The 19,892-nt window shown below is 40.3% G+C and carries 31 protein-coding genes; all 31 read left to right on the forward strand.

What is annotated here, in order from left to right; genetic code table 11:
- Nucleotides 1-212, forward strand: a 212-nt coding sequence (locus G585_RS19745; protein ID WP_022775663.1) for a GNAT family N-acetyltransferase, incomplete at its 5' end; no start/stop codon positions are given.
- Between the two features lie 37 nt (nucleotides 213-249).
- Nucleotides 250-498 carry a DUF3781 domain-containing protein gene (locus G585_RS0113405; RefSeq protein WP_022775664.1) on the forward strand — a complete coding sequence of 83 codons (249 nt, stop codon included), beginning with the start codon at nucleotides 250-252 and terminating at the stop codon, nucleotides 496-498.
- 5 nt (nucleotides 499-503) lie between these two features.
- Nucleotides 504-1,112 carry an SAP domain-containing protein gene (locus tag G585_RS0113410; protein WP_022775666.1) on the forward strand — a complete coding sequence of 203 codons (609 nt, stop codon included), beginning with the start codon at nucleotides 504-506 and terminating at the stop codon, nucleotides 1,110-1,112.
- 137 nt (nucleotides 1,113-1,249) lie between these two features.
- Nucleotides 1,250-2,023, forward strand: coding sequence for an ElyC/SanA/YdcF family protein (locus tag G585_RS0113415; RefSeq protein WP_022775669.1), 774 nt, complete (start codon nucleotides 1,250-1,252; stop codon nucleotides 2,021-2,023).
- A gap of 70 nt (nucleotides 2,024-2,093) precedes the next feature.
- A complete protein-coding gene (locus G585_RS18180; protein WP_022775670.1) occupies nucleotides 2,094-3,452 on the forward strand; it encodes an MATE family efflux transporter in 1,359 nt (452 codons plus the stop codon).
- The gene (locus tag G585_RS0113425; protein WP_022775671.1) at nucleotides 3,425-4,297 is read left to right on the forward strand and encodes an AraC family transcriptional regulator; all 873 of its coding nucleotides are present in this window, start codon (nucleotides 3,425-3,427) and stop codon (nucleotides 4,295-4,297) included. Before G585_RS18180 ends, G585_RS0113425 begins: the two co-directional genes overlap by 28 nt.
- Nucleotides 4,298-4,704: 407 nt before the next feature.
- A complete protein-coding gene (locus G585_RS0113430; RefSeq protein ID WP_022775673.1) occupies nucleotides 4,705-5,256 on the forward strand; it encodes a hypothetical protein in 552 nt (183 codons plus the stop codon).
- A gap of 90 nt (nucleotides 5,257-5,346) precedes the next feature.
- Nucleotides 5,347-6,078 carry a 4Fe-4S binding protein gene (locus G585_RS0113435; protein ID WP_022775674.1) on the forward strand — a complete coding sequence of 244 codons (732 nt, stop codon included), beginning with the start codon at nucleotides 5,347-5,349 and terminating at the stop codon, nucleotides 6,076-6,078.
- On the forward strand, nucleotides 6,078-6,614 hold the full coding sequence (locus tag G585_RS0113440; protein ID WP_022775675.1) for a PadR family transcriptional regulator: 537 nt from the start codon (nucleotides 6,078-6,080) through the stop codon (nucleotides 6,612-6,614). Before G585_RS0113435 ends, G585_RS0113440 begins: the two co-directional genes overlap by 1 nt.
- A 66-nt stretch (nucleotides 6,615-6,680) precedes the next feature.
- Complete coding sequence (locus G585_RS0113445; RefSeq protein WP_022775677.1) at nucleotides 6,681-6,905, forward strand: hypothetical protein; 225 nt, start codon at nucleotides 6,681-6,683, stop codon at nucleotides 6,903-6,905.
- A 114-nt stretch (nucleotides 6,906-7,019) separates the two neighbouring features.
- Complete coding sequence (locus G585_RS18185; protein ID WP_022775678.1) at nucleotides 7,020-7,742, forward strand: ATP-binding cassette domain-containing protein; 723 nt, start codon at nucleotides 7,020-7,022, stop codon at nucleotides 7,740-7,742.
- A gap of 11 nt (nucleotides 7,743-7,753) precedes the next feature.
- Complete coding sequence (locus G585_RS0113455; protein WP_278246660.1) at nucleotides 7,754-8,491, forward strand: ABC transporter permease; 738 nt, start codon at nucleotides 7,754-7,756, stop codon at nucleotides 8,489-8,491.
- A 100-nt stretch (nucleotides 8,492-8,591) separates the two neighbouring features.
- Entirely contained in the window at nucleotides 8,592-9,233 is a 642-nt protein-coding gene (locus G585_RS0113460) for a GyrI-like domain-containing protein (RefSeq protein WP_022775681.1), read from the forward strand.
- Complete coding sequence (locus G585_RS0113465) at nucleotides 9,233-9,439, forward strand: hypothetical protein (protein WP_022775683.1); 207 nt, start codon at nucleotides 9,233-9,235, stop codon at nucleotides 9,437-9,439. The genes G585_RS0113460 and G585_RS0113465 overlap by 1 nt, the downstream gene beginning before the upstream one ends.
- 26 nt (nucleotides 9,440-9,465) lie before the next feature.
- Entirely contained in the window at nucleotides 9,466-10,050 is a 585-nt protein-coding gene (locus G585_RS0113470) for a GNAT family N-acetyltransferase (protein WP_022775684.1), read from the forward strand.
- A 157-nt stretch (nucleotides 10,051-10,207) separates the two neighbouring features.
- Nucleotides 10,208-11,110, forward strand: a complete 903-nt coding sequence (locus G585_RS0113475; protein ID WP_022775686.1) for an AraC family transcriptional regulator — start codon at nucleotides 10,208-10,210, stop codon at nucleotides 11,108-11,110.
- Nucleotides 11,111-11,404: 294 nt separating this feature from the next.
- On the forward strand, nucleotides 11,405-11,551 hold the full coding sequence (locus G585_RS19575; RefSeq protein ID WP_022775689.1) for a hypothetical protein: 147 nt from the start codon (nucleotides 11,405-11,407) through the stop codon (nucleotides 11,549-11,551).
- Nucleotides 11,552-11,583: 32 nt separating this feature from the next.
- Complete coding sequence (locus tag G585_RS0113490; protein WP_022775690.1) at nucleotides 11,584-12,039, forward strand: hypothetical protein; 456 nt, start codon at nucleotides 11,584-11,586, stop codon at nucleotides 12,037-12,039.
- Nucleotides 12,032-12,466, forward strand: a complete 435-nt coding sequence (locus G585_RS19120; protein ID WP_022775691.1) for a GNAT family N-acetyltransferase — start codon at nucleotides 12,032-12,034, stop codon at nucleotides 12,464-12,466. The genes G585_RS0113490 and G585_RS19120 overlap by 8 nt, the downstream gene beginning before the upstream one ends.
- Nucleotides 12,467-12,487: 21 nt before the next feature.
- Nucleotides 12,488-12,892 (forward strand): GNAT family N-acetyltransferase, encoded by a 405-nt coding sequence (locus tag G585_RS0113505; RefSeq protein WP_022775693.1) that lies wholly within the window; start codon nucleotides 12,488-12,490, stop codon nucleotides 12,890-12,892.
- A gap of 139 nt (nucleotides 12,893-13,031) precedes the next feature.
- Entirely contained in the window at nucleotides 13,032-13,598 is a 567-nt protein-coding gene (locus G585_RS0113510) for a TetR/AcrR family transcriptional regulator (RefSeq protein ID WP_026664002.1), read from the forward strand.
- A gap of 24 nt (nucleotides 13,599-13,622) precedes the next feature.
- Nucleotides 13,623-14,090, forward strand: a complete 468-nt coding sequence (locus G585_RS0113515) for a GNAT family N-acetyltransferase (protein ID WP_022775695.1) — start codon at nucleotides 13,623-13,625, stop codon at nucleotides 14,088-14,090.
- Nucleotides 14,091-14,194: 104 nt separating this feature from the next.
- A complete protein-coding gene (locus G585_RS0113520; RefSeq protein ID WP_022775697.1) occupies nucleotides 14,195-14,776 on the forward strand; it encodes a hypothetical protein in 582 nt (193 codons plus the stop codon).
- A gap of 12 nt (nucleotides 14,777-14,788) precedes the next feature.
- Complete coding sequence (locus G585_RS0113525; RefSeq protein ID WP_022775698.1) at nucleotides 14,789-15,523, forward strand: sensor histidine kinase; 735 nt, start codon at nucleotides 14,789-14,791, stop codon at nucleotides 15,521-15,523.
- A 178-nt stretch (nucleotides 15,524-15,701) separates the two neighbouring features.
- Complete coding sequence (locus G585_RS0113530) at nucleotides 15,702-16,118, forward strand: YjdF family protein (RefSeq protein WP_022775700.1); 417 nt, start codon at nucleotides 15,702-15,704, stop codon at nucleotides 16,116-16,118.
- Between the two features lie 46 nt (nucleotides 16,119-16,164).
- On the forward strand, nucleotides 16,165-16,434 hold the full coding sequence (locus G585_RS18200; RefSeq protein ID WP_196802919.1) for a hypothetical protein: 270 nt from the start codon (nucleotides 16,165-16,167) through the stop codon (nucleotides 16,432-16,434).
- 53 nt (nucleotides 16,435-16,487) lie between these two features.
- The gene (locus G585_RS0113540; protein ID WP_022775702.1) at nucleotides 16,488-17,198 is read left to right on the forward strand and encodes a phosphotransferase; all 711 of its coding nucleotides are present in this window, start codon (nucleotides 16,488-16,490) and stop codon (nucleotides 17,196-17,198) included.
- 123 nt (nucleotides 17,199-17,321) lie between these two features.
- Nucleotides 17,322-18,068: an EFR1 family ferrodoxin gene (locus tag G585_RS0113545; RefSeq protein ID WP_022775704.1), complete on the forward strand. Its 747-nt coding sequence runs from the start codon at nucleotides 17,322-17,324 to the stop codon at nucleotides 18,066-18,068.
- Nucleotides 18,069-18,102: 34 nt separating this feature from the next.
- Nucleotides 18,103-18,729, forward strand: a complete 627-nt coding sequence (locus tag G585_RS0113550; RefSeq protein WP_022775705.1) for a GNAT family N-acetyltransferase — start codon at nucleotides 18,103-18,105, stop codon at nucleotides 18,727-18,729.
- A gap of 16 nt (nucleotides 18,730-18,745) precedes the next feature.
- On the forward strand, nucleotides 18,746-19,201 hold the full coding sequence (locus G585_RS18205; protein ID WP_051143004.1) for a GNAT family N-acetyltransferase: 456 nt from the start codon (nucleotides 18,746-18,748) through the stop codon (nucleotides 19,199-19,201).
- A gap of 102 nt (nucleotides 19,202-19,303) precedes the next feature.
- Nucleotides 19,304-19,816, forward strand: a complete 513-nt coding sequence (locus G585_RS0113565; RefSeq protein ID WP_022775709.1) for a GNAT family N-acetyltransferase — start codon at nucleotides 19,304-19,306, stop codon at nucleotides 19,814-19,816.
- Nucleotides 19,817-19,892: the final 76 nt, after the last annotated feature.

The raw sequence follows: 19,892 nt of genomic DNA on the forward strand, positions 1-19,892 counted from the left end.
CTGAATACAGGCAGCAAGGGTTGGCTTCAATCCTTCTGAGAAAAGCGCTTGCTGAATTGGATAGAAGTAGGGAAATCACGGTATCAACGTTTCGTGAAAATGATGAAAAAGGAATTGCTCCGAGAGCATTGTATAAAAAATTCGGATTTCAAGAGGGCGAAATGACTGAGGAGTTTGGGTATCCCAATCAAGTATTTGTTTTACTTCCTTAAACCGAAAGTTGATTTTCCGGATAAGCGAGGAATATAAATGAATAAACAGATACTCTTTGATAACATTGATAGAATACATACAACTGCCATGGGGGTGGATCGGATAAAGAAGAATCTTTCGCTCAATGAAGTCGATGTTGTCGATTGGTGCAAGTCAAAGATAATGTCAAAAAAGGCGGAGATAAGCAAGCAGGGAAAGAATTGGTATATTTGTATCGAAGGATGCATTATCACTGTGAATGCCAGCAGTTATACAATTATTACAGCCCATAAAGAAAAGAGATAGCCAGGATGGAACGCCCGGATTTTAGCGAAATAAAAGACTTCGACGAATTTTGTAAGTATTATTGGTATCGCGAAGAACTGATCAAAATATGTAAAGAGCTTGGTCTTAAGGCCAGTGGAAGCAAAATAGAGTTGAACGATGTTATTAAGGCATATTTCTCCGGTGAAAAAGTCCTGCCTGAAAAGAGAAGAATAAAATGTACAAAGATCACGGTAAAGGAACTGACTCTTAGTACAGGGCTTATAGAGTGTGGATTTACTTTTGGCAACAGATTTCGGGAATTTTATGCGGAGCAGACAGGAGTAAGACCGTTCAAGTTCAATGTTGACATGGTTGCGTCTGCTAAAGCTGTAAAGGAAAATGGAGATGAATCTTTTACGCTTGGAGATCTCCTGGATATCTACTATGGGAAGAAGATATACGTCAAATATGATAAATCAGCACTTCAGTGGAATAAGTTTGTAAAAGATTTTTGTGCGGATGATGCAACGAAGATATTTGATGAAAGGCTGAAAGCAGCCGCGTCTCTTTGGAGTATCGTAAGGGACTCGGATATGAAGAAGGAATATTCACACGAGCTGTTTGAAAAATACAAGGATAGTATCACTATTTAATTTCAGTAGGATAATATACTAAGACAAATCGAAATTTACGTGGAGGATGAACATGGAGCAGAGAGCTTATTGGGATAGTGTTTCAGAGAAGAAAGAGTTCACGACAGCGTTTCTGCTCAACAAAAAAAGGAGAACTGATGAATACAGCTGAGAACATAAATATAATAGGCGCCTTCTGTGGGGTGCGCGATGTCGAGGAACTTACAGAGGAGGCACTTTACAGAAAATACAATATCCATCAGGCTGATGTGATGGCGCTGTTTGGAGGTACCATCCTGTGCGGTGGTGATGTAATGGCTGAGGCGATGAGGGAGAATGTCGCTAAGACATATATAATCGTCGGAGGCTTTGGACATACCACTTCTACCCTGCAGGAAACAATGAAAGCTCTTTTTCCGGATGTTGATGCATACAATATGCAGGAAGCGGAATTATTCAATATCTATCTGAATAGAAAATTCGGACTTAGCGCAGATTATCTGGAAACTGCGTCAACCAACTGTGGTAATAATATCACTAATCTGCTGGAGCTTCTCGAAAAAAACAATATACCATGCAAGAGCATTATCCTTTCGCAGGATGCGACCATGCAGCGGAGGATGTCTGCCGTGATGAGAAAGTACAGACCGGAGCTTCAGATCATCAATTACGCAACCTACCGGGCTGAGGTGGTCCGGAAAAATGGAGATATTTCTTTTTCATCGGACATAAAAGGCATGTGGGATATGGATCGGTATATCAGCCTTATCATGGGAGAGATTCCGAGGCTTATGGATGATGAAAAAGGTTATGGCCCCAGAGGAAAGGGATATATTGCACATGAGTACATCCCGCCCGATGTACGAAAGGCCTTTGACGAGCTTCTTGAGCAATACGAGGTACGTAAAGCAAATCCGGAATTTTCATCGTAAATACGCACAAATTCAGAAGTGTTGAGTTTTAATTCTCCTTATACTGTACGTCAGTGAAGGAGGATGAGAGATGAATACTGAACAAATCAAAGAAAACAAACTCAAGATGATTCTTGGTTTTTCGATCCCGAGCATTATCGCGATGCTTCTGGAAACGGTTATAACCATGACGGATGGTTATTTCACTGGAAACTATGTGGGGGAGAAAGCCTTGGCGGCTATCAACCTTGGACTTCCGATCTTGTATTTTTACTTAGGAATCGGGCTTTGCGTGGGTGTCGGAGGAACTGTTATATGTGGCCGGCTTCTTGGAGCAGAAGATGGGAAAAGAGCCAACGAAGTGCTTTCACAGACTATCGTTACTTCGCTTGTGGCCTGTGTTGTAATATCTGCGTTTTTGGCAGTTCTTTTCGCGCCAGTTAGGAACCTGCTTGGGGCAGATGCGGCCCTGGCGGGATTTTTTAATGAATACTACAAAGTCATGCTGCTAAACTACCCCTTAATGGTGCTGACAACAGTGCTTGGGATGTTCATAAGGGTGGATGGCAAGCCGCAGGTATGTATGATCATAACCATCACGGGATGCGTGCTTAACGCAGTTTTGGACTATGCGCTGGTTGCCGGCTTAGGTCTTGGCGTGTTTGGAAGTGCTATAGGATCGCTTACAGTCCAGGCGATCACAGCGCTGGTTATGACTGGATATTTCTTATCCAGAGCGTCAGGCTTGTCCTATACCAGATTTGCATTTGACAGGGCACTCAACAAGGAGATCATGTTTAACGGATTTTCCGAATTTATCGGAGAGATGGCCAGTGCGATATCAATGTTTGTCTTCAACTTCGTACTGATGGAGTACGCAGGGCCTGAAGGAGTGGCGGCGTTTACCATCCTTGGTTATGTCGTATATGGATTTAGCATGATCTGCATAGGCTTTGGGCAGGGGCTCACGCCACTTGTAAGTTTCATGTTTGGCGCAAAAGAGTTTGAGACAGCAATAGAATTAAGGAAGATCACAAACAAGATACTCTTTGGAATCGGAGTAGCAATCGCGGCGATTTTCTTACTTATGGGAAGATCATACGCCGGACTCTTTGGATGCAGCGATATCGTGGTGGACATGGTGGTGACAGGATTTAGGTTCTACTTGGCTACTTTCCTGGTTATGGGTTATGATGTAATCAATTCAATGTACTTTACAAGCTGTGGTGATGCCAAGTCTTCGGCTCTGATATCATCACTGAGAGGAATTGTTCTGCTTCTTGCATTTACGTTCATTCTTCCTATGATCTTTGGGATGAAGGGAATATGGATGGCAGGACCAGGGGCGGAGATTTTGACTGCAGTAGTTTCGTTTTGCCTTATAAACAGGCAAAGGCTTGCGCTAGAGGAAGGAAAACCGGCGTGGAAACCAGAGAAAGCTCTACAATAAGGAGCGAAGTGATCAATAAGGCGATCACATATATCTTTGACCACATAGATGATGACATTACTGTTGATGATGTGGCAAGACATTGCGCTTATTCCAGATACCACCTCACCCGTATGTTCAAGGAAGATACGGATGAGGCGCTGTATCAGTTCATCAAAAGGATTCGCCTTGAGAGAAGCGCATGGCGCCTGAAGGTTGAAAAAGAGAAGAGCATTACGCAGATTGGCGAGGATTATGGATATTCCTCGTCTAATTTTGCTACTGCCTTCAAAAAGCATCTTGGAGTATCGCCGGCAAGCTTTCGGAAAAACAGTGAGCAGATGGTAGAAGAAAGCTCTTTTTCTCATGGACTTACGTTGGACGATCTGGATAAGGCAGAAAAGCAGATCACCGTGGAATACCTAGCGGATTTTACTGTTATTTATGAAAGGAAGCGGGGGAATTATCACGATCTTCCTAATGCGTGGTGCGAGTTCATTGATACGTATCGGCATCTGGCAGATGAGAGTACAACGTATATAGAATGCACCATAGATGATCCCTCTATAACCGATGAGAATAACTGCATGTATGAGCTTTGTCAGACTGTTTCTGCTGACAACCCTCTGGTAAAAGAGAATCCGGATATCCTTACTCATTCAGTTGATGGCGGAAAATACGCAGTTTATCATTTTAAGGGATTTCCAAAGTTTCTCTATATGGTGTACCAGGAGATATTCTGCCGATGGCTTTCAAGGACCGGTAACGAGCTTGATGAGAGGCCTATCTTTGATGTGTATAGGGATATGAGGGAAGATGGATACATGGAGATAGATATCTGTTTTCCGTTGAAATCAGGAACATGACATACTGTTCTCAGCTTGGATGATATTGTAACTATGTCACAGTGATGGAGTTTAATGAAAAAGCACTCTCACTTCCAACAGAGTGAGAAATCAAGAAATATAATATCAGTGATTTTTAGGTCGTTATCCGTGTAGATGACGACCTTATTTTTATTGTGTGATAGGCTTGTTTATGCAGATGATACGAATCGTGTCATACATGTCACCAAGCGTTTCTTTAGTTTTTTCATGATTCTTGTTACGGTTCATATAGCCTCGCGAACAAAACAGAAAGATTATAGAGATGTTGAAAATCTTGTAAGAGAGTCATTCTGTCGCAGAACAGGACGGAATGCTTATCGGTCAGAACATGTTTATGAAAACTGTTATTGAAGCTGTTTGATTGATGACAGAGGGAAGGGAGTCTTATGTTTGAAACAGGTCATGGAGAAGCATGTAGCGTTAATGGAGTCAGCTATAAAATTAAGAAGCTCCTTGGCAAGGGTAAGGGAGGATATTCATACCTGGCAGTAAAGGATGGTAAGGAGTATGTCTTAAAACAGATACACCACGAGCCTTGTGCATATTACCAGTTTGGTGACAAGATCCAGTCTGAAATAAATGATTACAGAAGACTGACGGCGATTGGAATCAGAATGCCCCAAATGATTGATGCTGACATTGATAAAGAACGCATTGTGAAGGAATACATAGACGGTGAGACTATCTATGAGCTTGTTGCCAGAGATCAGATGGACCCTGATTATATAAGACAGGTAAAAGCAATGTGTGAACTCCTATATCCTGCAAAGACCAATATTGATTATTTCCCGACGAATTTTGTTGTTCATGATGGAGAGCTTTTCTATATTGATTATGAGTGCAATGATTATATGGAAGAGTGGAACTTCGAGAACTGGGGAATAAAATACTGGTCAAAAACTCCGGAGTTTTTGGAATACTATAAGGAGCATATGTAGATTGAAAAAACATCTGTTGACATGAAGTATTCTGAGGTATAATATATATCAAAATGATATATCTAATTGATATATGCGAAGGGGTGTTCAATGAAGCGTCAGACAATAAGAAGAACGATTATTTTCATATCATTCCTGCTGTTTCCAATAACAGCGTGGTACTTTTCACCATACCTGATAATCATGGCAGCATCAGAACATATCATGAACGGAAGCTTTATAGTCTTTATGAGCTTGCTTATTTTTTCGGTGTTCTTTGGACGTGCCTTTTGCGGATATCTCTGTCCTGCAGGAGGGCTACAGGAATGTGTAGCAAGATGCAATGATAAGTCCGCGAAGCAGGGCTGGAGGAATAAGATTAAATACGTTATCTGGATACTGTGGATCTCCGCTATAGTTGTGACTTTCATCCTCGGGAAAAACCATGTAACCATAGATCCGTTTTTCATGACAGATCACGGTATTTCAGTGACAGAAATACATAACTATATTATCTATTACGGAGTACTTCTGATATTGGTTCTTCCGTCACTGATACATGGAAGGAGAGCAACATGCCATTATCTTTGCTGGATGGCGCCATTTATGGTGATTGGGAGCAGCATAGGTCGTTTTCTTCATGTCCCCCAGCTTCATGTTGAAGCATCTGCAGCGGACTGTATTTCATGTAACAGGTGTTCAAAGGCATGTCCAATGGGGCTTGACGTCGCACATATGGCAAAGGAAGGCAGCAATTCAAAGTGCACCGAGTGCATATTGTGCGGAGCTTGTGTTGATGAATGTCCGAAAAAAGTTCTAAAATACTGTTGGAGGTGGAAATAATGGCCAAAGACAGAAAGATAGACATGGTGATTCTGGGCTTGTTATCCCATGATGATCTGACCGGATATGATATAAAAAAACAGATCGACGGAAGTATAAGGTTCTTCTGGAAGGGAAGCTTTGGTAGCATTTATCCCGCTCTTGCGGAACTGGAAAAACAGGGCAGCGTAAGGCGCCTTAAGGGTAATGACAGTGGCGGCCGGGAGAAGATCATTTACAGCATTACCGGTCAGGGAAAAGAGATACTCAGAGCATGGGTAAGAGACGAGAAGGCAAGCAACGATCTTAAATATGAGACTTTGATGAAACTGTTTTTCGGAGGGGTTGAAAGTAAAGAGACAGCACTTAGGAATATAGAAGTCTTTGAAGAACAGATAAAGGCTGACCTTAAGGTATTACAGGTATATAAGGCTAATATTGAAAAAGCACTTGATGAAGAAGATCATGTTTATTTCTATCTTACGATACTGTTTGGAATAGAAACCTATGAGGCATATTTAAAATGGTGCAACAAAGCAAGAAAGGTTCTGGCATGAAAAGGATTATGAGGCAGTATGTGAAATTTTTTAGCCGCAGTACTCTACTTTCCGTGGATGGTTAAAATGAAAGCTCCGATATATCATTACATTAGATGTTTTAAATGTACTGATGAGGAGGCGCATTTTAAAGTTTCCGGGATAAAGAAAATCTTTTTCTACTGCAATAAAGACGGACTCTTTTCTATAGATGTGGTTAAGGGCATTGATGACAGGGAAAAATCATACGATGATACGCAGGAAAGACGCGAACTGGAAAAGACAGCGGATATGCTATTCTCGCGGAATTAGTGAATTCAGTGTAAAACAGGCCTAATGCGGTGTACGCTAAGGCCTGTTTTTCTTTGCGTGTTAGAGTAGGCATATGAAGAAATGACTGTTTTCGCAGAGAAAGGAAGGAACAAAATGAGAAGTTATCTGGAAACAAAAAATCTGACTAAACAATACGGTTCCTTTGAGGCTGTTAAGGATATGAATATTCACATTGACAGAGGTGAGATTTACGGTCTCATTGGTCCCAACGGAGCAGGAAAAACAACACTTATGAAGATGCTGGTCGGATTCGCAACTCCGACCAGTGGAGATATTGAAGTTGCTGCAGGAGATAATTACCTTACAAAGGTCGGATGTCTTATTGAGAGTCCGGGAATATACGGGTATCTCAATGCTTTTGACAACATGAAACTTAGAGCAATTTCAATGGGATTACATGACAAGAAAGAGATACTGGACATTCTTGATTTTGTAGGATTGTCAAGAGAACCCAAAAAGAAGGCGGGAAAGTTTTCCCTGGGCATGAAGCAGAGGCTTGGAATTGGCATGGCTCTACTGGGAAGCCCTGAGTTTCTCATACTGGATGAACCCATTAATGGACTTGACCCCCAGGGAATAATCGAGATGAGAGAGCTTATAAAGAGGCTTAATGAAGAAAAGAACATGACGATTATGATATCAAGCCATATACTTGGAGAACTTCAGAAGGTTGCGACGGTATTTGGCATCATTTCAGAAGGAAAGCTTTTAACAGAGGTAACTGCTGAGGAGTTAAAGAACAGCTATATTGGCGAGGCTGATTCTCTCGAAGAATTCTATTTGGATATTATCAGGAAAGGACAGAAGGCATGCTAAATCTTATAAAAATGAACCTATACAGATTATTTAAAACAAGAGTTTTTTATGTGATGCTTTTAACCACTGTAATTTTGACCGGACTTCTGGCAGGAATGGAAACCGAGTCTGCTTCAACCTTCGGAGAGTTCTATGCAAGCTTTGCATCTTCCGGATACGTTCTGATCATGGTAGGTGTATTCGCAATTGTTTTTTCAGAAGAAGAGAGAAAGAGCGGATTTTTGAAAAACCTTCTGACGACCCGCAGCGGGAAGAAGAACATTTTTTTTGCTAAGATCCCGGTGGTGTTTCTGTACTCCCTTTTTATGTTTCTGGGGGAACTTGTTGCATCATGGTTTGGAAGTCTTTTCTGGGCACCGGGTATTTACTTTGGCCGTATTGGCTCACTTATAAGCTTCATAACATTCGAAGTGATGCTTCATACAGTATTTGGCATCGCTATGATGGCTCTTTATGAAATTACCAGAAATACCATCATACCAACCATTATTACTATCTTTGGTTCAGCAAATCTTCACGGAATGCTTATTAGTTTTCTTGAAACAAAGCTCGTGTCCAGGATCCCGGCCCTTGCGGGCTTTATGGATAAATATGGTCTTTCAAGGAACTTTATTGTGACTAAGACTGAAGACCTTGGAATTAGCGGAGTATCTGTTTCCTATGTGAATATAATCGTGGTTATTGTGATAGGGCTGATATTATACTCTGTCATGGGAATGTTCATATTCACAAAGAGAGATACGATATAAGGGGAAAAAATTGAGATGAAAAAAAGACTTGACGGAGGGGTGCTGATCGTCCGGTGGACGATCGTTTAGCACCGACCGAAACGAAGAGGAGAAAAAGGGTATGGCGTTTGATTACAAGAAGGAATACAAAGAATTCTATATGCCTAAGGGCACACCATCTATCGTTACTGTTCCGAAAATGAATTATATCGCGGTTAGGGGCAGTGGGAATCCAAATGATGAAGATGGCGAATATAAACAGGCTATAGGTCTTTTGTATGGAATCGCATTTACGATCAAGATGAGTAAAAAAGGTGATCATCAGATTGACGGATATTTTGATTATGTAGTTCCGCCATTGGAAGGTTTTTGGTGGCAGAATGGAGTAATCGGTATCGATTATGCTCATAAAGAAGATTTCAAGTGGATATCCGTCATCCGCCTGCCAGACTTTGTAACGAAAGATGATTTTGAGTGGGCTGTCAGGGAAGCTACGGTTAAGAAGAAACAGGATTTTTCAAAGGTGGAGTTCTTTACTTATGATGAAGGGTTGTGTGTGCAGTGCATGCATATCGGATCGTATGATAATGAACCTGCTACAGTAGATGCAATGCACAGATTTATAGAAGAACAGGGTTATGTTCTGGATATCACTGACAAGAGACTGCACCATGAGATTTATCTATCTGATGCGAGAAAAGTTCAGTCGGAGAAACTGAAGACAGTGATCCGGCATCCGATCAGGAAGGAGAGTTACTTTTAATGGATAATAAATCAAACAATTACGATATTCCCAAGAGAGACGGAAGTGTGTGGCCAGAAGATATCTGCCCTGCATACACCCCAAGAGAGGATGCAATTCCAAGCTTGAAAGGCTGCTGGTATTGTAAATATGCGGATTTTCATCTGAAAGAAGAAAGAGCTCTTGAAGTGGGGCTCTGCAAATGGCCAAATAAAATAATTGATTAGTTTGAATGATCAGGGAGGATGTTGCAATGAGAATACGGAAAGTAACAACATTCGGGAAAGGAAATTCAGTGATCGGCAAGGTAATAGAAACTGATAGATTGATAATTAGAGATATAGAACTGTCGGATGGAGAGGCGTTTATTCATATGGCTTTGGATGGGAGCTTGAATGATGTAGGCTTTGGCAAAGATTGCAGTTACTGGATGGATGACTGGATTATAAAAGCACAAAATCTGGCGCGAGAGGACGATCCTCGAAAGAATTATCTTGCTTATGTGATTGAAGATAAAATAACAGGTTCGCCTGCCGGAGCTGTCGGATGTACATTTTATGAAGATTTGGAGAAAGTGGGCATTACTTATTTTATTGGAGCAGATTTTCGAAATAATGGATACGCTTCAGAAGCAATAAAGGCGTATGTTTGTTATTTCTTTGAGCATTATGATGAAAATGAGATAATTGCCACTATCCGTGAGGATAATCTTCCATCTTGGAAAACGATAGAAAGAGTAGGCTTTTCGCTGACAGAGAAAAAAATGTACAGAGATATTAATGATGCAAAAGAAAAGCTATACCGTTTCTATTTGGCACAAAGAAATCAGCAATTTTAAGTTAATCGGACTGAAAATAGGACAGATTTGAACAGAAAATGACAGGATGAGTACTTACTGACCAGATATACTAATCGTGTCAGGGTAAAGGAAAGGCTGTTTCGAGTCGTTGGTGTATGTTTAGCAACGGCCGGAACGGAGTAGGAGATTGTATAAGATGGAGTGGCTTACCAGCATTCGCACAGCAATTGATTATATGGAAGAACATCTGAAAGACAACATCAGTGCGCAGGATGTGGCAGATCAGGTGTATATTTCTCCGTTCTTTCTTCAGAAGGGATTCTCCTTGATGACCGGATACGGAATCGGGGAGTATATCAGAAACCGCAGGCTGTATCAGGCAGCATTGGATCTGAAGTATACGGATGATAAGGTAATCGATATTGCATACGCTTATTGCTATGAGACGCCTGAGAGCTTCACAAAGGCATTTTCTCGCTTTCACGGTGTAACACCATCACAGGTCCGTGATGGGGCGGCTGTGAGGACGTTCCTTCCACTGACTGTAAAACTACAGGTTCAAGGAGGCAATCAAATGAATTGTAAAATTACAAAAATGTTCCAGTTTAAGGTTATCGGTTTTCAAAAGATATTTGATAATGATACTGCTTATCAGGAGATTCCAAAGTTCTGGGACGAGATTTGCGAGAAGTATGCAGCAAATGTTTATGCCGGGAATGCTCCGGCCAATCCTTATGAGAAGGCTATCGTAGAGAACTGCATTGGAGAGTATGGAGTCTGCATCGATGATATCGGAGAGGGAAAGTTTAGGTATCTTGTGGCTGGGAAGTATGCCGGAGGGGAAGTTCCTGAAGGAATGGTGGTCTATGAGTTTCCGATGGGTGACTGGGCAGTATTTGACTGCATCGGCCCTATTCCTGAGGCACTGCAGAGCCTGAATACACAGATTTTCAATGAGTGGCTTCCGGGTAATCCGGACTATGAACTTTGCGGGAATGCATCTGCAGAATGGTATGACTGCGTAAATGGCGAAATGACGGATAAGGATTATCACAGTGCAATCTGGATCCCCGTGAAGAAGAAAGATGGAAATAACTGATGCATGTCTTGGAGAGAAGAATCGGGCGACCGATTCTTCTCTCATTAACAAACATGATACCAGTTTCGCAAGATGAAAAGGAGTTACAAATGAAAAGAAAACATGAGATTATATGTTCTAGCGAAAGAGAAATGGATAGACGAGCAGATAACTTGATAGAACAGGGATACAAGGTTGAGAGGAATACAGGTGTAGTGCCTGTTCAGTCGATTTGCATCCCTATATATAAAGTAATATTTTGGAGGTAAATAGCTTCACTTTATAGCTAATAAGCAACCAGGGAGGATAACAGCTATGGCATGCGCCACATCGGTGCAGAAGGAATACTACGAGACGATCGAAGCACCGGAAAAAGAGTTCTTTTTATATGAAGGATGCGCCCACAGTCCTATCTATGAGGATGGAGTAAGGACGCGGGAAATACTGAAGAAAATGCTTTAGCAGAAGTGATGAAGGAACAGAAGGAGAGGACAATGGTCATAGGAATTATAGGTGAAAACTGCAGTGGAAAATCCACACTTGCAAATGAAATACAGAGAACAATCGGAGCTGAGGTGATAACAGGTAAAGACTATCTCAGAATGGCCAAGAGTGAGAGTGAAGCAATAGCTCTTTTTAAGGAAAAGCTTAGTAGTGCCATCAACAAAGAAGATATTGTTTATATTATAGCTGATCAGGAACACATCAGTTTTCTGCCTGATGGAGCAGTAAAGGTGCTAGTTACAGCTGATATTGATACTATAAAGGAACGTTTTAAGGAGAGAATGCATGGAAACTTGCCGGCACCTGTTGAGCAGATGCTTGAGAGGAAACATGGATTGTTTGATTCTGAATCAGTGGATTACAGATTTGATGGAGTAAATGGAGATGCGACGGCGTTGTGCAAGTCGCTTCAAGAACATATCTTGGTGGGACAGCAAAATGATTAGACTTATGGAGAACATTGACTTAGCACAATGTGGCATGATTTATGCAAAAGCATTCCCCATGGAACATTGGGGAATAGATTGGACTGCAGAAAATGCAACAGAATATCTCCGCGATTTTTTTGAACAGAAAAGATTTGTTGGATATGTTTATGAAGAAAATGATGAAGTGCTAGGTTGTATATTTGCGCTTTGTAAAATTTCCGGAAGCAAAGAAGAAATTTACATTAATGAGATGGCGGTACTTCCCGAACGGCAAGGGCATGGAATAGGTAAACAACTATTAAATGCAGTTAAAGATTACAGTAAAGAAAAAGGACTTGCAGGCATTGTTCTTTATACAAGTGAGTATGCACCAGCGGCTAAATTTTACGAAAAGAACGGATTTAAGTTATCAAATGGAACAATATGTATGTATTGTGAACAATAAATGGTCTATTGGAGATGATATATGGAAATAACATATAAAGATACAAAAGATTTTAGAGCTAAAGATATTGAAAGGTTGTTTTTGTCAGTAAACTGGGAGTCCGGACATTATCCAGAAAAACTAGTCAAAGCTATGCATAATTCGACCCATGTTGTATCAGCATGGGATGGTGACCGTTTGGTGGGGCTGGTTCGCGCATTGGATGATGGAGAGACAGTTGCATTTTTACATTATCTGCTAGTTGATCCTGAGTATCAAGGCTATGCAATAGGAAGAGAATTGATGAAAAGAATTCTGGCATATTTTGAAAAATACCTATATATAAAGGTAATGCCTTCAGATCCGAAAACAATACCATTTTATGAGAAATTTGGTTTTCAGCAATATGAAAACTATTCAGCAATGGTAATAAAAAATATTGGATGATAGGCTAAGACAAATTAAAACTTGATCTGCGGGAATAGGGAGAAAAATCCTTATGCACGCTGTTTTTTTAGTTGACAAAACTAACAATGTTAGCATAATAATAACTAACATTGTTAGTAAATGTGGGATGGGAGTAATTATGCCAAGAACAGGATTATCTAAGGAAGAAATAATAGAAAAAGCTGCTAAATTAGCAAATGAGAAAGGACTGTCATATTTGACCGTTACAACGCTTTCGGATTATTTAGGTATCAAAAAACCCTCTTTATATAACCACGTAAAGACGATAGATGATGTGCATCGTAAACTTATGATTTATGGCTGGAAGAAGGTTTCCGAGGAGGTTGTGGCAGGAATTGATTCGGATGATCCAAAAGAGAACATCGCAAATTTTGGAAGAGCATTTTATAAGTTTGCCATGGAGAATCCAGGCGTATTTGAGGCAATGCTTTGGTATAACAAGTATTTGGATGAGTCCTTACTTGAAGCTACCGAAGGTTTGTATGCATTTTTCTTTAGGCAGACAGATGGCATGGGAATTGAAAGAGATGTTGCTAATCATTTACTTAGAACCTACAGAGCTTTTCTTGAGGGGTTTGTTATGCTACAGATCCACAATTCTTTTGGCAATCCGATTTCTATAGATGAAAGCTTGGAGATATCAATGAATGTACTGATAGCAGGTATGGAACAGTATAGACGATGAGTGAATATAGTGGGGAGGATTAGAATGCACGAGATAACATTTACAAAAGCAAGCGAACAGCATCTGAGGGATTGCAGGGACGCACTCTGCCAGTCAACGCTTGGCGAAAAATACTTTTCTTCGCCAGGGAGCGCGGAAGACGCGATACTTGAAGGGATTCGCCAAGAAAATTTGTATGTGGCGTTCATCGGTGAAGAATGCGTTGGCTTTACATATATCATTCCTAAAGGAGCGTTTCACAGTTTTCCATACCTGCACATCATCGCCGTGAAGGAAGAATACAGGAACAAGGGAATCGGCAAGGCTCTGCTGGATTTTTCTGAAAATATTGCGTATGAAATGGCAGATAAGTTTTTCCTTGTTGTCGCGGATTATAATCCGGAAGCAAAGCGGTTCTATGAAAGAAACGGCTATCAGCAAGTTGGAGAAATTCCAAACCTGTACCGGCCTGGAATCACAGAATACATGATGTTGAAAGGCCTGAAAAAGTGATCAGAATTGAATTAAAATTTGTTCTTTTGTTTCAGAAAGCGGAAATCGATGAAGGCGAATGTGAGATTTTGTATTATAGACAGTTGAACTAAAGGGAGATTTTCATGACAGATGTTTTGTCAAATCCATACACAATAATACTGTTAGGGGATATTGTAGGGAGTTTTCTGAATTATATCTTACACATGAGTTTTTACGAGATGCGTAAGACCTTCAGGAAGTGTAGGATTGTTGTGTTTCTAATATATATTCTAACTGGGCTGGCTTTATCTTATATCAATTCATGGGGGATTGCTGTAATTAACCTGCTGGCTGGTATACTTTCATACCTGGTTCCATTGTTTATCTGTTATAAGGTTAATAACTCTCGAGGTATCATTTATTTCATTTTTTTCTTAGCTATCGAAATTATATTAGAATCGGTCCTGGCGTTTTGCGTTGAAGGACTCATGAGTATGGATGGGGGAAAAGTAAGCTATGAAGCTATGATGCCTCAGAGTTTCGCGATTGTAGTGGCTTTTCAGATTATTCTGGTAAGGGTTATTAGCTTGGTTGGGAATAAGGAAAAGAATAAGAAACTTGATAGGGAATTATTCCCGTATTTATTATTACCAATTGCGACGATTATTATAGTGGTATTTGATGGTATCAGCTATCTTGGTCAAGACGGATATAATCTTTCATAATATTCTGAACTAATGGTAATTCTTGTTGCAATTAACATACTTGTTTTTGTGTTGCTTGATAAATATTCCAGACTCATGATACTTGAGAATACCGAAAGAGAAAACAAGTTAAAACTACAAGCAGATGCAGAAATAATGCAAATCGCAACTAAAGCCATGAAAGAGCGTATTGCTGTTTCAGAGAATATCATGCAACAGGACAGAGCTATGCGTCATGACAGAAGACATTTTGAGGCTCTTCTGCAAACTCTTTTGCAGGAAGGTAATACGCAGGAGGCTATTGAATGTCTTAATGAAAGGCTCAATCAAGAACCGCATGGAGTAAAAAAATATTGTGAAAATACCACGCTTAATGCAGCAATAACACACTATGTAGCAGTTGCTGAAGAAAAGAGCATTAAAGTAAATATATCTGCTACTATACCTGCTGATTTGAATGTGGATGAGATGCAGCTTGCCATAGTGAGCAGCAACCTTATTGAAAACGCTATTCATGCCTGCGAAAAAGTTCCAGAGAATGAGAGAAGAATCGACATCAATGCCAGATATAAGAGTCAGCTCTTGATAGAAATCAGCAACTCATGTGCAGATAAAATCGTCCTGGATGCAGAAGGACACCCATTTAGTAATGAGGAGAATCATGGAATAGGAACCAGAAGTGTTCTGAATTTCATAAATCAGACTGATAGCGAGATAAGATATATAGCTGAAGAAAAGACCTTCAAAGTCAGAAGGTTGGTCAGTTAAGGAGTTTGTGTTTTATTCAAAACATGTAGGACACTGAATTCCTATTAAATCAGTGAAAAACAGACCGAAATCAGTGTGATTTGAGTCTGTTTTCTTTTGCTATGATAAAGTATGGTCACTACTACATATAAATGTTCAGAGGCTAAATTGAAGGCCCTGATACGAGAGATGATTAACAATGGATAGAGTAAGTGGCAGGTTGATCGTGTATTTTGAAGACCCATTCTGGGTGGGCATATTCGAGAGGGTTATCGATAAAAAATTATCAGCAGCTAAAGTGACTTTTGGTGCTGAACCTAAGGATATAGAGGTGCTGGAACTTATTAATCGGAACTATTATCATCTGCATTTTAGTCCGGAGATTGAAACGACCGTAAAGGAAACTAAGAAGAATCCCAAGAGAGCGCAGCGTGATGCGAAAAAGCAGACACTAGAGACTGGCATAGGTACAAAATCGCAACAAGCTCTCAAGTTACAACAGGAGCAGAATAAACTGGAACGGAAATGCAGAAGCCGCGAACAAAAAGAAGCTGAGAATCAGCGTTTGTTTGAACTAAAACAGGAAAAGAAAAGAGAAAAGCATAAAGGGCATTGAATTTCATTAAGAGATGAATTACGTATTCAGAAAAACCGGTGTGAAAATGCGAATCTATGCAGCAGGCATCGGTGAATACACCGAGATTCTTGCTGATTTTCCTGACAATATGAAAAAAGACATCGTTAATGCCGGAGAATGTAAAAAATTAAACGGATTGAAATGTTCTCCGACATGTACCGGCGGATATTCATTCCAGATGGATGGAGCCTCTTATAAGAAATGCAAGAATATGGCTTTTTTTCATACTCTAGAGGAACGAAATTTTTCAGCCATCAGAAAAATAGTTGAAGCAGAAATCAATCATGTTGATTGAACATATGAGAGCAAATTAATAGAAAGATTATATAGAGGTTGAAAAATTAGTAAATGACTTTTGATGGTTCTCAAATAATTATTGGTAAAGGTGCCCAGGCAGAGGTTTTTTTGTATTATGGTTTTGCTTACAAGGTTTATAAGCAATCCTATCCTGCTGAATGGATTGCTTTTGAAAAACAACAGCAGCAGGCCGTGAATAGGGCTGGCATTTGTCAGGTAAAATATTACGACACAGATGATCCACATATAATCAAGATGGATTTGGTTGAAGGCGAGCCGTTGGAAAAATCTGTTAAAAATGCTCCGGAGCAGGGCTTTATGCTTTTAGCAAAAGCCTTCCGCTTTGTACACGAAGCAGATATCAGCAATACAACAATTCTTCCTCTTAGCGTTACGGCAGACCACATGCTTTCTGGCGAAGAAAGATCACAAGCGCTTTCTGTAATTGAATACCTGTCTAAAAAATACAAAAGCTGCATCTGTCATCTTGATATGCATTTCTTGAATATCATGATTCCAAATAACACCGAGCTTGTCGCAGATAAAAACAATTTCATAATTATAGATTGGATGAACACAAGAGTTGCTCCTCCGGTTTTCGACTACGCCCGAACCTATGCGCTTTTCAATGAGTTTGTAAAAGAAGCACTGGGGTTCTACAAAAACGCAGTCTGGCCAGATATTCATGCGCTTGGGATTTCAGAAGAAGATTTTTTTGAAGCTGTAAAGGTATGTACACTGCTACGCAGTAATGGATTTTAGCAATCATGGATCAATAGAGCAAATCCGTGTAAAAAGCAAAATAATTAGTGTAATTCATGTTTTATTTACTCCAAAGGGTATAGTTACTATACAGTTTATGTTTACACATTTGGAGGATATTGAATGAAAACTTTGTATTTCAGCTCAACTGGAAATTGCTTGTATGTGGCCAAGTGCTTGGGAGGAGAGTGTTTATCTATTCCCAAGCTGATCAAACAGGGAACCTATGAGATAAAAGATGATGTTGTAGGTATAGTATTTCCGGTTTACGGGCTTTGCATACCACCATATATTGAGGAGTTTTTGCAGAAACTGAAGGTGGAGTGCAACTATCTTTTCGCCATAGCAACTTACGGATGTTTTGCTGGATCTGTTTGCAACGAGGTAAACAAGATTACTCTGGCAAACGGAAGAAAATTTGACTATGTTAATTCAATTCAAATGGCGGAGAATTGCATTACCTTTGCCGATATGGAAAAACAGGAAGGCGATAATAAAAAGCAGCAGGGTGTAATTGACCAGATAATGGGTGATATAGTTGAAAAGAAAAGGTACGTTAAAAGAAATTCGCTTTTCAGCAAACTAATTACGCGTGATCACAAGAAAAAATATGAGTTTCCTACAGGAATTGGTATTACAGAAGAAGTTACCGTGAACGATGCGTGCACGGGATGTGGCACATGTTCAAGACTTTGCCCAATGGGAAATATACATATTGAAAATGGTCGCCCACTCTTTTCAAAGAATTGTATAAGCTGCGGAGCTTGTATTCAGAACTGCCCTAAGAATGCTATCCACCATAATAGAGAGAAGAGTTCCGCCAGATATAGGAATCCACATATAGAAATTGGTGAGCTTTTAATTTCTTAATATGGTTGGCTGTTGAAATGAAGGAGAAAAAGAAATGATGAGTAATTACACAATTAGATTAGAAGAAAAGAAAGATTATAGAGAAGTTGAAAATTTAGTAAGAGAGTCATTTTGGAACGTTTATCGTCCTGGATGCAGTGAACACTATGTAATTCATGTGCTCAGAGATGATCCAGCATTTATTCCTGAACTTGACTTTGTTATGGAGCAGGATGGGAAACTGATCGGACAGAACATGTTCATGAAAACTGTCATTGAGGCTGATGATGGAAGGACTATTGATGTGCTTACCATGGGTCCTATTGGAATTACACCTGAACTTAAGAGAAAAGGCTATGGAAAGGCAATTCTTGATTATTCTCTTGAAAAGGCTGCAGAGATGGGATTTGGAGCAGTTCTTTTTGAGGGAAATATCGGATTCTACAGCCACTGCGGATTTGACTATGCAAGCAAGTTTGGAATCAGATACCATGATCTTCCGGAGGGCGCAGATGCATCATTTTTCCTGTGCAGAGAGCTGATCCCGGGATATCTTGACGGTATCACGGGAGTGTATCAGACACCTAAGGGATACTATGTCGAAGATGCAGATGTCGAGGAGTTTGACAAGACATTCCCTCCGAAGGAAAAATTAAAGCTTCCCGGACAGATTTTTGATTAACAATTGGAGAATTAAGATGGAAACAGATAGAATAAGGATTTATCCTGCCAATAGAGAGCAGATGGAGAACAGCATCCTGGCAGAAAAGGATGATGAACTTATGAAGGCATATGGTGAAATGCTTGATGGGTGCCTTGCGCATCCAGACCAGTGGGACTGGTATGCTATGTGGATGATAGAAAAGACAGATGGGACGCACATCGGAGATTTGTGCTTCAAAGGACTTGAGGAAGAAAACCCTGAGATCGGATATGGGATTTTGGAAGAGTTTCAGGGAAATGGCTATGCGACAGAGGCTGTTAAGCTGGCATTACAATGGGCATTTGACCACCATGGAATTGTTGCTGTGGAGGCTGAAACAGATCCTGACAATGTTGCGTCTCAGAAAGTCCTGAAGAAATGTGGATTTGAGCCTAATGGAAAGATCGGAGAAGAGGGGCCGAGATTCACTGTTTACAATAAGCTTGGTTAATATGAAGAGGTGGGGGCAGAATCGCAAGCCTTTTGTTAAGTGGTATCTAAAGAAACAGCAAAAAAGATATCTTCATGATCTGAAAGAAGGAATGACAATAATATGGAAATAATGCTTGCTGACAAACATATCTTCACCTACGATTCACTGAAAGGCTTTCAGCGATATCAGGAAGTGAAGAATGTGTACCGTCTGCATGAAGGAAAAATGATATTGGTTTACAATCCCTACACAGAGGATTGGGATGCAACACGCCGCCTGCAAAAAGCTGAGGATATTCTCAGTGGGAAATATGTGACATACTGTGCGTTTGAGGAAAACTGTGTGGTTGGCGAGATTATGCTGATCCCCAAGCTAAATAAAGGGCGACTCATCGTAGATAGCTTTCACGTGTCCACGGATTACCGCCGTCGTGGAATTGGCAGATTCCTGCTTGAAGCTGCCAGACAGGAAGCCCTAAAGAGAGGAGCGCATGCTTTGTATGCATCCTGTTGTTCTTCTGAGGAAACGATAAATTTCTATTCCGCTATGGGTTTCCGTCTCAGTTCTGACCCAATTTCATCCTATGCGGAAGATGAGCCATATGATCTTCAGATGGAATGCATTATTAAGTAAGAGCATAAAGTCATGAGAATAGTGGGTGATTTAATTGAAATATCTGTATATCATAATACCTTTAATACTGATCACT

Source organism: Butyrivibrio sp. AE2015 (assembly GCF_000420825.1).
In the GTDB taxonomy this organism is placed as follows: domain Bacteria; phylum Bacillota; class Clostridia; order Lachnospirales; family Lachnospiraceae; genus Butyrivibrio.